This is a genomic window from Streptomyces sp. NPDC094147 (assembly GCF_044764265.1).
Lineage (GTDB): Bacteria > Actinomycetota > Actinomycetes > Streptomycetales > Streptomycetaceae > Streptomyces.
Genome location: NZ_JBIWHT010000004.1, coordinates 166,913 through 179,331 on the forward strand (window position 1 = coordinate 166,913; position 12,419 = coordinate 179,331).

8 protein-coding genes are annotated in these 12,419 nt (G+C 71.6%); 4 read left to right on the forward strand and 4 right to left on the reverse strand.

All coding sequences use genetic code 11. The features are described 5' to 3' along the window. Positions 1-200: 200 nt before the first annotated feature. Together mshC and ACIQ8J_RS09850 are read left to right on the forward strand one after the other, a co-directional pair. Positions 201-1,430: a cysteine--1-D-myo-inosityl 2-amino-2-deoxy-alpha-D-glucopyranoside ligase gene (mshC, locus tag ACIQ8J_RS09845; protein WP_403265865.1), complete on the forward strand. Its 1,230-nt coding sequence runs from the start codon at positions 201-203 to the stop codon at positions 1,428-1,430. A gap of 103 nt (positions 1,431-1,533) precedes the next feature. Further along, a complete protein-coding gene (locus ACIQ8J_RS09850) occupies positions 1,534-4,569 on the forward strand; it encodes an NPCBM/NEW2 domain-containing protein (protein ID WP_403265868.1) in 3,036 nt (1,011 codons plus the stop codon). 226 nt (positions 4,570-4,795) lie between these two features. Here ACIQ8J_RS09850 and ACIQ8J_RS09855 read toward each other — a convergent pair whose 3' ends face one another. From ACIQ8J_RS09855 to ACIQ8J_RS09870, 4 genes are all read right to left on the reverse strand, one after another. Next, a complete protein-coding gene (locus ACIQ8J_RS09855; protein ID WP_403265871.1) occupies positions 4,796-5,293 on the reverse strand; it encodes a hypothetical protein in 498 nt (165 codons plus the stop codon). Positions 5,294-5,348: 55 nt separating this feature from the next. Beyond that, the gene (locus ACIQ8J_RS09860) at positions 5,349-7,085 is read right to left on the reverse strand and encodes a S8 family peptidase (protein ID WP_403265874.1); all 1,737 of its coding nucleotides are present in this window, start codon (positions 7,083-7,085) and stop codon (positions 5,349-5,351) included. 271 nt (positions 7,086-7,356) lie between these two features. Next, positions 7,357-8,748 (reverse strand): NADP-dependent succinic semialdehyde dehydrogenase, encoded by a 1,392-nt coding sequence (locus ACIQ8J_RS09865; protein ID WP_403265876.1) that lies wholly within the window; start codon positions 8,746-8,748, stop codon positions 7,357-7,359. Positions 8,749-8,992: 244 nt separating this feature from the next. After that, entirely contained in the window at positions 8,993-9,973 is a 981-nt protein-coding gene (locus tag ACIQ8J_RS09870; RefSeq protein WP_403265879.1) for a PAC2 family protein, read from the reverse strand. A gap of 335 nt (positions 9,974-10,308) precedes the next feature. Here ACIQ8J_RS09870 and ACIQ8J_RS09875 point away from each other — a divergent pair, with 335 nt between their 5' ends. Both ACIQ8J_RS09875 and ACIQ8J_RS09880 read left to right on the forward strand, forming a co-directional pair. Beyond that, positions 10,309-11,628 (forward strand): enolase C-terminal domain-like protein, encoded by a 1,320-nt coding sequence (locus ACIQ8J_RS09875; protein ID WP_403265882.1) that lies wholly within the window; start codon positions 10,309-10,311, stop codon positions 11,626-11,628. After that, positions 11,625-12,401 (forward strand): SDR family NAD(P)-dependent oxidoreductase, encoded by a 777-nt coding sequence (locus tag ACIQ8J_RS09880; protein ID WP_403265885.1) that lies wholly within the window; start codon positions 11,625-11,627, stop codon positions 12,399-12,401. Before ACIQ8J_RS09875 ends, ACIQ8J_RS09880 begins: the two co-directional genes overlap by 4 nt. Positions 12,402-12,419: the final 18 nt, after the last annotated feature.

Here is a 12,419-nt window from a genome sequence, read left to right on the forward strand (position 1 = left end):
CCGGCGGATGGGGTGGGGCGGGTGCTCCTTCGGCCGCCGACCTTGCGTGGTCGCTCGCGCAGTTCCCCGCGTCCCTGTCTGTCCGGGGCTGGGGCGGAGCCCCAGTTAGCACCTCCCGGGTGCACCGCGCAAGAGGGCAGATTCGGCCAAGCACCGGATCCAGTTCGTATCCGGAACGTGCATCCGGTTACGCTCATGGCATGTATGCCTGGCCCGCTTCTGAGGTCCCCGCCCTGCCCGGCAAGGGCCGCGACCTCCGGATCCACGACACCGCGACCGGCGGTCTGGTCTCCCTCGACCCCGGTCCCGTCGCCCGTATCTACGTCTGCGGGATCACCCCGTACGACGCGACCCACATGGGTCACGCGGCGACCTACAACGCGTTCGACCTCGTTCAGCGCGTGTGGCTCGACACCAAGCGGCAGGTTCACTATGTCCAGAACGTGACGGACGTGGACGATCCGTTGCTGGAGCGAGCCATCCGCGACGGCAAGGACTGGGTGGAGCTCGCGCAGAGCGAGACCGCGCTGTTCCGCGAGGACATGACCGCGCTGCGGTTGCTGCCGCCCCAGCACTACATCGGTGCGGTCGAGTCGATACCCGGGATCGTCCCGCTCGTCGAACGGCTGCGGGACGCGGGAGCCGCGTACGAGCTCGAAGGGGACATCTACTTCTCCGTCGAGAGCGACCCGAACTTCGGCGGCGTCTCGCACTACGACGCCCAGGCCATGCGGGCGCTGTCCGCCGAGCGCGGCGGCGACCCCGAGCGTCCCGGCAAGAAGAACCCGCTCGACCCGATGCTGTGGATGGCCGCCCGTGAGGGCGAGCCGAGCTGGGACGGCGCATCGCTGGGGCGCGGGCGTCCCGGCTGGCACATCGAGTGCGTCGCCATCGCGCTCGACCACCTCGGCATGGGCTTCGACGTGCAGGGCGGCGGCTCCGACCTGATCTTCCCGCACCACGAGATGGGCGCCTCGCACGCCCAGGCGCTGACCGGCGAGTACCCCTTCGCCAAGGCGTACGTGCACGCGGGCATGGTGGCCCTGGACGGCGCGAAGATGTCCAAGTCCAAGGGCAACCTGGTGTTCGTGTCGAAGCTGCGGCGCGACGGCACCGACCCGGCCGCCATCCGCCTCGCGCTGCTCGCCCACCACTACCGGGCCGACTGGGAGTGGACCGACCAGGTGCTCCAGGACGCCGTCGAGCGTCTCGGGCGCTGGCGGGCAGCCGTGTCGCGGCCCGACGGCCCGTCCGCGGACGCGCTGGTCGAGGAGGTCCGCGAGGCCCTCGCGAACGACCTGGACGCGCCCGCCGCGCTTGCCGCGGTCGACCGCTGGGCCGAGCGCCAAGAGGCGGACGGCGGCACCGACGAGGGTGCTCCGGGCCTGGTCTCCCGTACCGTCGACGCGCTCCTGGGCGTGGCACTGTAGCCCAACTACCGCTTCCTCAACCGCCCTTGGACCCGCCCGGGTCCAGGGGCGGTTTCCGTTGTACCCCTGGCATGAATGCTCGTTTGTGCGCTAAACACTGCCCATGCAATCACCAATACGCACGAGAGTGGCGCTCGCCGGTGCGGCCGTGCTCGGTCTGCTCGCGGTGTTCGCCGGGCCCGGCAGCGCGCAGGCCGACGCGCCCGCCGACACCTCCGTCGGGAACGTGACCGGTTTCGAGGCCGCCGCCGGCTCCGTCTTCAAGCTGCACGCGGGGGCCGCCGAGGCCCGCGTCAGCTTCGTCGCGGCCGACACCTTCCGCATCGAACTCGCCCCGGACGGGAAGTTCACCGACCCGGCCGGCTCCGACATCGTCCTGCCGCAGGGCAGGCCGCCCGCCGCCCGCTGGAAGGACAGGGACGACCGCTACGAGCTGAGCACCGACAAGGTCACCCTGCGCGCCTACAAGTCCCCGCTCCGCTTCGCCCTCTACAAGGCCGACGGCACCCGACTCTGGTCCGAGACGAAGCCGCTCAGCTGGACCAGGGACGCCACCACCCAGACCCTCTCCCGCGGCGCCGCCGAGCAGTTCTACGGCGGCGGCATGCAGAACGGCCGCGGCAACACCTCGCACCGCGACCAGACCGTCCAGGTGGGCGTCGACGACAACTGGAACGACGGCGGCCACCCCAACTCCGTCCCGTTCTACCTCTCGACGGCCGGCTACGGCGTCTTCCGCAACACCTACGCCCCAAACACCTACGTCTTCGGTCAGCCGGTCACCGCGAGCGCCAAGGAACAGCGCTTCGACGCCTACTACTTCGCGGGCGACGCCAAGCAAGTCATCGGCGACTACACCCAGTTGACCGGGAAGCCGTTCCTGCCCCCGGTGTACGGGCTGGAACCCGGCGACTCCGACTGCTATCTGCACAACGCCAACCGCGGTGAGCGCCACACCCTCGACGCCCTCAAGGTCGCCGACGCGTACCGGACCCACGACATGCCGGGCGGCTGGATGCTGGTCAACGACGGCTACGGCTGCGGCTACGAGAACCTCGCCCAGACCGCCCAGGGTCTCCAGGGCCACTCCATGCAGATGGGCCTGTGGACCGAGAACGGCCTCGACAAGCTCGCCGACCAGGTCAAGGCGGGCCAGCGGGTCGCCAAGCTGGACGTCGCCTGGGTCGGCGACGGATACAAGCACGCGCTCGACGGCTGCAAGGCCGCCTACCAGGGCATCGAGGCCAACAGCGATGCCCGGGGCTTCACCTGGGCCCCGGAGAGCTGGTCGGGCGCGCAGCGCTGCGGAGTGCAGTGGTCCGGCGACCAGTCGGGCAGCTGGGAGAACATTCGCTGGCAGATCCCGACGTACGCGGGCGCCAGCATGTCCGGGCTCGCCTACACCAGCGGCGACATCGACGGCATCTTCGGCGGCAGCCCGAAGACGTACACCCGCGACCTCCAGTGGAAGTCCTTCCTGCCCACCGTGATGACCATGGACGGCTGGGCGGCCGACGACAAGCAGCCCTACCAGTACGGGGAGCCGTACACCTCCATCAACCGCGGCTACCTCAAGCTCAAGGAGTCGCTGCTGCCCTACATGTACTCCTACGCCCACGAGGCGACGAAGACCGGCGTGGGGCCGGTCCGGCCGCTGGCCCTGGAATACCCGGACGACCCGAAGGCGGCCACCGACGCCGCCAAGTACGAGTTCCTGACCGGCCAGGACTTCCTCGTCGCGCCGGTCTACCAGGACACGACCGTACGCAACGGGATCTACCTCCCCCGGGGCACCTGGATCGACTACTGGAGCGGGCGCACCTACCAGGGGCCGACCACCGTCGACGGCTACAGCGCCCCGCTCGACACCCTGCCGCTCTTCGTGAAGGCGGGGGCGGCCGTGCCGATGTGGCCCGGCATCCGCTCCTACCAGGACCGGAGGGCCGAATCCCCGCTGGCCTGGGACATCTACCCGCAGGGCACGTCGTCCTTCCAGCTGTACGAGGACGACGGCGTGACCCGGGCGAGCCGGACCGGCGCGTTCGCCACCCAGCGCGCCGAGGTCTCGGCCCCGCGGCGGGGTGCGGGCGATGTGACGGTCCAAGTGGGCGCGAGCGAGGGGCAGTTCAAGGGCAGGCAGACGGCCCGCCCCTACGAGCTGACCCTGCACACGGGAAGCGCGCCCGCCACGGTGGAGGTCAAGGGTCAGAAGCTCGCCCGCCTCGGATCGAGGGCCGCGTACGACAAGGCCGCCACGGGCTGGTACTACGACCGGGGAGACCGGGGCGGGGTGGTCCGGGTGAAGACCGCGACTCTCCGTACCGACAAGGCATTTGAGGTGAGGCTCAAGGACACCAGCGCCGTGGGCGGGCGGACCCCGGGTGCCGCGGTCACGCTGGCCGCGCCCGCCGGGCAGGAGCTCGGCGCGGGTGCGCCCGGCACGGTGGCGGTGGATGTCACCGCGGGCAGCAAGGACGCGACCGGCGTCCAGGTGTCCGTCGCAGCGCCGGCCGGGTGGACCGTGAACCCGGCCGCCACCCTCGACCGCATCCCGGCCGGCACCACCCGGCGCGTCGAGGTGGGCGTCACCCCGGCCAAGGACGCCGAGCCCGGCGAGGCCACGCTCACCGCCAACGCCGCTTCCCCGGGCCCGAGTTCACAGCAGCGGCTCGCGGTCTCCGTGATGCCCGAACCGCCGGCGGCGGACACCTGGGCCAGCGACATGGTCTGGCTGACCTCGACCAACGGGTACGGGCCGCCCGAACGCGACCGGTCCAACGGCGAGTCCGGCCCGGCCGACGGCCACACCCTCACGCTCGCGGGCAAGACGTACGCCAAGGGCATCGGCGCCCACGCCGACTCCGACATCGAGGTCTACACCGGCGGGCGGTGCACCGCCTTCACCGCCGACGTCGGCATCGACGACGAGATCAAGGGCTACGGAGAGGTGGCCTTCTCGGTCGAGGCGGACGGCAAGGTGCTGTGGACCTCGCCGAAGGTGACCGGTGCCTCGGCGGCCGTGCCGGTCGATGTGCCGCTCGGCGCGGCACGGCACGTACACCTCAAGGTCACCGCCACCGGCACCTCCAAGTCCGGTGACCACGGGGACTGGGCCGCCGCGAAGTTCAGCTGCGCCTAGGGGGTGTCCGGTGGATCATGGCCGGGGTCGCGGCGGCTGGCACGGCACCTCGCCGCGTTGCCGAACCGTCCCCATAGCTCCGCTATGAAGACGCTCCGGCGCCTTGCGATGCACCGCACCAGCCGCCGCGCCCTATCCGACCCTGATCCACCGGACACCCCCTGGAGGTACGGCGGGCGCCGGGTGGGAACGTGCCCACCCGGCGCCCTCCGTGCGGGAGTTGGCGCTACTGCCTGTTGACGACGACGGCCTGGATGATGCTGTTGGCGTTGTCGTAGAACCCGATGACCTGCTGCCCGAAGGCGAACGCTTCCTGGACCTCGTCGTGAGTGACCTGGTTGGGGTTGACGAGCTGGCGCCAGTTGCCGTCGATGAACAGGTACAGGATCGAGGGCTGACCGGGCAGCGGCGTCACGACGTCCCAGAACTTCGTGGCGATGCCGCTGACGAGGGCCTGGATGCCGACCGCGCTCGGCAGGACCAGCGGCTGCTGCTGTGCCTGCTGGCCGCCCATCTGCTGGAGCAGCTGCTGGTAGGGCTGCTGCTGGCCGAGCTGCTGGAGCTGCTGCTGGATCTGCGGCGGGAGGTGCTGCTGGCCGAAGCCCTGTTGTCCGTACTGCGGGCTGAAGCCCTGCGGCGGGGATGTGCTGGGGCCCTGCTGGCCCATCTGCTGGCCGTACTGCTGCTGTTGGTGCTGCTGGCTCATCTGCGGGGTGGTGCTCATGCGGGTGTCACCTTCCCTTGTGTGAGTTCCGTTCGCTGTCCGGTCTCCCGTGCGCTCAGCCGGCGACCACCAGGCCGACGACCTCGTCGTCCGAGAACCAGACCCGTACGTCCGGCCGTCCGCCCGCGAAGGCGGTGTGTACCGCCTGGCGGAGTTCGGGCGCGGGGTTGTTCAGGTTGCGCCACGCGCCGGCCACGAACAGCCGGAGCCTCGGGGGTAGTTCATGGGGGTACGGGATGAGCTCGTCCCAGTACCTTTCGGCCTGGCCGGTGCCGATCGTCGAGGGCATCAGACGGGCCACCGCGGCCTTGATGTCGGGCCGGTTGCCGATGCGCTGGGAGGCGGGCCGGCCCGGCGCGTCCTGCTGCGGCGAACCGGTCGACCGCAGGATCGTGCGGGCCCGCTCCGGCGACATCGGCGCCTGCCCCGTGGCCTTCAGCAGGCCCTGGAGCGAGGCGAGGGCGCCGGCCACGATGGGCGAGGCCGACGACGTTCCGGAGAACGTGTCCGTGTACCAGGCGATCTCCTCGGCACCGCCCTGGAGGTCGCCCGCCCGGTCCCAGAACCCGCCGGTCGTCGTGGTCTCGCGGCCCCAGCCCTGGGCGTCCACGCGGGCGCCGTAGTTGGAGAACGAGAGCCGTGAGCGGTCCGGGCCGTGGTCGCGCCCGTGCGTGCCGGGCGGCGGGGCGCCCGCGCCCACCAGAACCGCGCCCGATGACTGGTTGGACGGATTGAACGGGTTGCGCCAGCCCTGCGGGAACGCGTCGGGACGCCGCTCGTAGAGCGCGTCGTCCAGGCTCTCCCCGCCGTTGCCGCCCGCCGCCACCACCAGGATGCCCTTCGCGGTCGCCCAGCGGATCGCCGCGAAGTCGTCCGGCCACCACTCGACCGGGATGTACCCGGCCTGGTCGTCCCGGCCCTGGAAGTCGAACCTCGGCCCCGGGCGGTGCAGTTCGATCAGGACGATGTCGCCGGGCGAGAGGCGTTCGGCCGCGGCCCGGATCGCCGCCGCCGTGCCGATGCCCTGGAACGAGGCGGCCGCCGTGACCGCCTCCGGGGCGATCCCGGTGATGCCCTTCTCGTCCCGGTCGCCGCCGATGACCCCGAGGACGGCCGTGCCGTGGTTGCGCCATGCCACGTCCTGGACCGGGGTGCCGACGACGATCCCGGCGAGCTTGTCCACCAGGTCCTCGTGGCCCAGCTGCCAGGCGCCCTCGACGTCGATGACGGTGACGCCCTCGCCGGAGCCGCCCGGCCGCCGCCACGCCCAGGAGGCGTCGACGCCCTCGGGCGCGGGGTTCAAGTAGCCCTGCCGGCCCGTGAAGTCGGGCGTCGCGGGGGCGCCCTCCTTCAGCCGCTCGACCGATTCCTCATCGCGGTCCGTCAGCGCGGCGGGCACGGCGCCCGGCTTCACATACGCCGTCTCGATCACGGGCAGTGCGGCGAGCCGTGCCGTCAGCTCCTCGGCCCGCTCGGCTCCGCCGCGTACCCGGTAGTAGAGGGACAGGTCCGGGAGGGCGTCCCGGGAGAATCCCTCCGGCGCCTGGGCCAGTCGCTCCTCGCGGCCGAACAGCGGTTCCAGGGCGAGCTGTTCATCGGCGAGGAACATCGAGAGAGCCGTGGTGTCGGCTCCGGAAGCCGAGCGGACACCCTCCGCGCCGATGCGCAACCGGGCTCCGGCCCGCGCGACGACGATCAGTTCCGGCTCGGCTCCGTGATAGGTGAATCCAGCTCCATCGGGTCCAGGGCCCGCCGTTCCGGGTCCCTGGCCCGGGAGAATCCGATCGGTCATCGCTTCCGCCGCTCCCCTCGGGTGCTGTGCTTGGCGTGCCTACGGGGAGACACCCTGCACCCGCAGCGCCGGATCGTCTACCCCGCTGGCGCAGATGAAGTTTGAAGTCAAGCTGTATGGGCAACCCGTACAATCCGGCTGGAAAACGATGCTCCACCGCAATTGGGCCAAACATTGCGGAGGTTGGAGGCGTGTGGTAAGCGCAGGGGCGAACGGATCCCGCTCCGGCCGCGGCCGGAGCGGGATCCGTTCGGGGCCGGCCGCCGGACGGCTACGCGCCGTGCCACACCGTCGTCACGTTGCAGAACTCGCGGATGCCGTGCCCGGAGAGCTCGCGTCCGTAGCCGGAGCGCTTGACGCCGCCGAACGGGAAGGCCGGATGGGAGGCGGTCATCCCATTGAAGTACACCCCGCCCGCCTGGAGGTCCCGTACACAGCGGTCCACCTCGGCCGGATCGCGGGTCCACACATTGGAACTCAGCCCGAACGGCGTGTCGTTGGCGACCGACACCGCCTCGCCCACGTCCCTCACCCGGTAGAGCGTGGCGACCGGACCGAAGGTCTCCTCGCGGTGGATCCGCATGTCCGCGGTGATGCCGGCGAGCACGGTCGGCAGATAGAACCAGCCCCGGTCGAGCCCGTCCGGCCGGCTCCCGCCGCACAGCGCGGTCGCCCCCTTGCGTACGGCGTCGTCGACCAGGTCCTCCAGGTCGGCGCGGCCCTGCGCGCTGGCCAGCGGGCCCACGTCGGTGTCCTCCAGGAGTGGATCGCCCACCGTCAACTCCCGCATTCCCGCGGTGAATTGCTCGGCGAACGCGTCGTAGACGTCGGTGTGCACGATGAAGCGCTTCGCGGCGATGCAGGACTGGCCGTTGTTCTGCACCCGGGCGGTCACCGCGGTCCGCGCGGCCCGCTCGACATCGGCGGAGGCGAGCACGAGATAGGGGTCGCTGCCGCCGAGTTCGAGCACGGTCTTCTTGATCTCGTCGCCGCAGACCGCCGCGACCGACCGGCCCGCGGGCTCGCTCCCGGTCAGCGTCGCCGCCGCCACCCGCCGGTCGCGCAGCACCCGCTCGACGCCGTCCGCGCCGATGAGCAGGGTCTGGAAGCAGCCGTCGGGGAACCCGGCCCTGCGGAACAGGTCCTCCAGGTACAGCGCGGTCTGCGGCACGTTCGACGCGTGCTTGAGCAGGGCCACATTGCCCGCCATCAGCGCGGGCGCGGCGAACCGCACGACCTGCCAGAGCGGGAAGTTCCACGGCATCACGGCGAGGACGGCGCCGAGCGGCCGGTAATGGACGCGGACCCGGTCGGCCCCGGAGTCGCGCACGTCGTCCGGCGCGGGCTCCTCGTCGGCGAGCAGCCGGGCCGCGTGCTCGGCGTACCAGCGCATCGCCCTGGCGCACTTCGCGGCCTCGGCGCGGGCCGCCGCGACCGGCTTGCCCATCTCCAGCGTCATGGTCCGCGCGATGTCGTCCCGGTCGCCGTCGAGGAGGTCGGCCGCCCGCAGCACGAGCCGCGCCCGCTCGTCGAACCCGGTCCCGCGGTACGCACCGAAGGCGGCCTCCGCCGTGGCAAGCCGCCGCTCGACCTCCTCGGGCCCCATGGACTCGAAGCTCTTGAGCGTCTCCCCGGTAGCCGGATTCACGGTGGCGATGGCCATGCTGTACGACACCTCCCGAAGGCACTGGTCCTTCGACCTTCCCGCGCGGGGGGAGGCGCCGCAACGCGAAGCATCCGCTCCAGGAAGGTCTGCCCTCCGGCGATCCAGCCCGCGGTGGGAATCCATCGGCCCTGGGAGGCAAGAATCAAGCCCCTCATGGGGGTCCCCTGGCCTTCGGGCCTTGGGGGAGGTCGAGGAGCGGGGGTCCGGGGGCAGAGCCCCTGGTGCCTCAGCCCGAGGGGGGCTATTCCTCGGGGGTCTCCTCGTCCCCGGCATCCTCAGGCGGCTCCGCCGCCTTCGGCGGCATCGGCGGTCGGGTCCGCCCACTGGAGGTGTCCCGCAGATACGACCCGTCCTCCGTCGCATGCCCGCCGGGGCCCGGCCCACCGTCCCGCCGCCGCAGATACCGCTCGAACTCGCGGGCGATCGCCTCGCCGGACGCCTCCGGCAGATCCGCGGTGTCCCGCGCCTCCTCCAGCGTCTGGACGTACTCGGCCACCTCGCTGTCCTCCGCGGCGAGCTGGTCGACGCCCAGCTGCCAGGCCCGCGCGTCCTCGGCGAGCTCGCCGAGCGGGATGCGCAGGTCGATGAGGTCCTCAAGTCGGTTGAGCAGGGCGAGCGTTGCCTTCGGGTTCGGCGGCTGCGACACGTAGTGCGGCACCGCCGCCCAGAGGCTGACCGCCGGAACTCCCGCATGCGTACAGGCCTCCTGGAGGATGCCGACGATGCCCGTGGGGCCCTCGTACCTGGTCTCCTCCAGGTCCAGGGTCCGCGCCAGATCCGGATCCGAGGTCACCCCGCTGACCGGCACCGGCCGGGTGTGCGGGGTGTCGCCGAGCAGCGCGCCGAGGACCACCACCATCTCGACGCCCAGCTCATGGGCGAATCCGAGGATCTCGTTGCAGAACGAGCGCCAGCGCATCGACGGTTCGATGCCGCGCACGAGCACCAGGTCGCGCGGCTTCTCGCCGCCGACCCGGACCACGGAGAGCCGGGTGGTGGGCCATGTGATCTTGCGGACCCCGCCGTCCAGCCACACCGTCGGCCGGTTGACCTGGAAGTCGTAGTAGTCCTCCGCGTCGAGCGCCGCGAAGACCTCGCCCTTCCACACCGCGTCCAGGTGCGCGACCGCGGAGGAGGCGGCGTCGCCCGCGTCGTTCCAGCCCTCGAACGCGGCGATCATGACCGGGTCGACCAGCTCGGGAACGCCCTCCAGCTCGATCACCCAGTGCCTCCCTCAGAAGTTCCCTTGCGTACGCCCCAACCTTACGGCTTCAGCTCTACCCAGCCGCAGCCCCCGTGCACGGCCCCCGGCCCCCGGAATCGACGGGACGGCGGCTGGGTAGACAGCCGATACGGACGGTGATTCATCCGAGCTGTGCCGCGAAAACTTCGGACGGACCCTGGACGGTGATGCTCAAGCGGCGATATACATCGGATGACCGGTCGAGATTCGATGTTCATACGGATGTTCCTGCGAACGTTTCCACGAGCGGAGTTGCGGACGTTCGTTCAGCGGTTCATCCAGCCGTTCAGCCACGGTTGATCCAGGGGGCGTGCATGAGACCGAGCGTCACGGGGTTCGAGGTACACGACATCCGCTTTCCCACCTCGGAACAGCTCGACGGCTCGGACGCCATGAACCCCGACCCGGACTACTCGGCCGCCTATGTGGTGCTGCGCACCGAGGACGGCCACGAGGGCCACGGCTTCGTCTTCACCATCGGCCGCGGCAACGAGGTGACAGCCGCCGCCATCGAAGCGCTGCGGCCGTACGTCGTGGGCCGCCCGGCACCGGCCGGCGCCGCCGGCCTGGCCGCCCTCCACCACGACCTCACGCGCGACTCCCAACTCCGGTGGCTGGGGCCGGAGAAGGGGGTCACGCACATGGCGGCGGGCGCCGTCGTCAACGCCGCCTGGGACCTGGCGGCCACCATGGCGGGCCTCCCGGTGTGGGCGTTCCTCGCCTCGATGACCTCCGAGGACCTGGTCTCACTGGTCGACTTCCGCTATCTGAGCGATGTGCTCACGCGGGAGGAGGCGCTCGCGATCCTGCGCGCCGCCGAACCCGGCCGGGCCGAACGGGCCCGGCTCCTGCGGGCCGAGGGCTATCCCGCGTACACCACCTCGCCCGGCTGGCTCGGCTACGACGACGCAAAACTGGTCAGGCTCGCCAAGGAGGCCGTCGCGGACGGCTTCGTCCAGATCAAGCTGAAGGTCGGCGCCGATCTGGCCGACGACGTACGCAGACTGAGGCTGGCCCGCGACGCCGTCGGCCCCGGTATCCGCATCGCCGTCGACGCCAACCAGCGCTGGGACGTCTCCGAGGCGATCCGCTGGATGGCCGCGCTGGCCCCGTACGAACCGCACTGGATCGAGGAACCGACCAGTCCCGACGACATCCTGGGCCACGCCGCCGTGCGGGCCGGGCAGCCGGTGAAGGTCGCCACCGGTGAACACGTCGCCAACAGGGTCGTGTTCAAGCAGCTGCTGCAGGCCGGCGCGGTGGACTTCGTGCAGATCGACGCGGCCCGGGTGGCCGGCGTCAACGAGAACCTGGCGATCCTGCTGCTCGCCGCCAAGTACGGCGTGCCCGTCTGCCCGCACGCGGGCGGGGTCGGTCTGTGCGAACTCGTCCAGCACCTCGCCATGTTCGACTTCGTCGCCGTCTCCGGCAGCCGCGAGGACCGCGTGATCGAATACGTCGACCACCTCCACGAGCACTTCGCCGACCCCGCCGTCATCGAGGGCGGCCGCTACCGCGCGCCGAGCGCCCCGGGCTTCTCCGCCCGGATGCACCCCGCGACGATCGCCGCCTACCGCTATCCGGACGGGCCGCAGTGGCTGGCCCGCCGGCCGGTCCAGGAGGTCAACTCATGAGTACTGCAAGGGACTTCGACGGAATGGCCGCCCTGGTCACCGGCGGCGCCTCGGGCATCGGCGCGGCTGTCGCCGAGCTCCTGATCGAGCGGGGTGCCCGCGTCGCCGTGCTGGACCGGGACGTGAAGGGCGCCCCCCGCGCCGCGCTCGCCCTGGAGGCCGATGTCACCGACGACGCGGGCGTACGGGACGCGGTCACCCGCGCCGCGCACGAACTCGGCGGCCTGCACACCGTCGTCTCCAACGCGGGCATCGGCGCCATCGGTACCGTCGAGGACAACGACGACGCCGAATGGCACCGGGTCCTGGACGTCAACGTCCTCGGCATGGTCCGGGTGGCCCGGCACGCGCTGCCCCATCTGCGACGCGCGGCCGGGGAGCGGCCCGGCCGCGCGTCCCTCACCCACACCTGCTCCATCGCCGCCACCGCGGGCCTGCCGCAGCGCGCCCTGTACAGCGCGACCAAGGGGGCGGTCCTCTCCCTCACCCTCGCCATGGCCGCCGACCACGTGCGCGAGGGCATCCGGGTCAACTGCGTGAACCCCGGTACGGCGGACACCCCCTGGGTCGCCCGGCTGCTGGAGAGGGCGGACGATCCGGAGGCCGAGCGGGCCGCGCTCCGGGCGCGCCAGCCGATGGGGCGCCTGGTGTCCGCCGCCGAGGTCGCCGCCGCCATCGCCTATCTCGCCAGTCCCGCCGCGGCCGGCGTCACCGGCACGGCGCTCGCGGTCGACGGCGGCATGCAGGGCCTGCGACTGCGCCCCACCAACTGATCACTCGAAGGACGGGAC

Bases quoted from the DNA above. Each gene is read 5' to 3' on its own strand.
- ACIQ8J_RS09880 (WP_403265885.1), top strand. From the start codon at position 11,625: ATGAGTACTGCAAGGGACTTCGACGGAATGGCCGCCCTGGTCACCGGC.
- ACIQ8J_RS09855 (WP_403265871.1), bottom strand. From the start codon at position 5,293: ATGAGCACCACCCCGCAGATGAGCCAGCAGCACCAACAGCAGCAGTAC.
- ACIQ8J_RS09875 (WP_403265882.1), top strand. From the start codon at position 10,309: ATGAGACCGAGCGTCACGGGGTTCGAGGTACACGACATCCGCTTTCCC.
- ACIQ8J_RS09865 (WP_403265876.1), bottom strand. From the start codon at position 8,748: ATGGCCATCGCCACCGTGAATCCGGCTACCGGGGAGACGCTCAAGAGC.
- mshC (WP_403265865.1), top strand. From the start codon at position 201: ATGTATGCCTGGCCCGCTTCTGAGGTCCCCGCCCTGCCCGGCAAGGGC.
- ACIQ8J_RS09850 (WP_403265868.1), top strand. From the start codon at position 1,534: ATGCAATCACCAATACGCACGAGAGTGGCGCTCGCCGGTGCGGCCGTG.
- ACIQ8J_RS09860 (WP_403265874.1), bottom strand. From the start codon at position 7,085: ATGACCGATCGGATTCTCCCGGGCCAGGGACCCGGAACGGCGGGCCCT.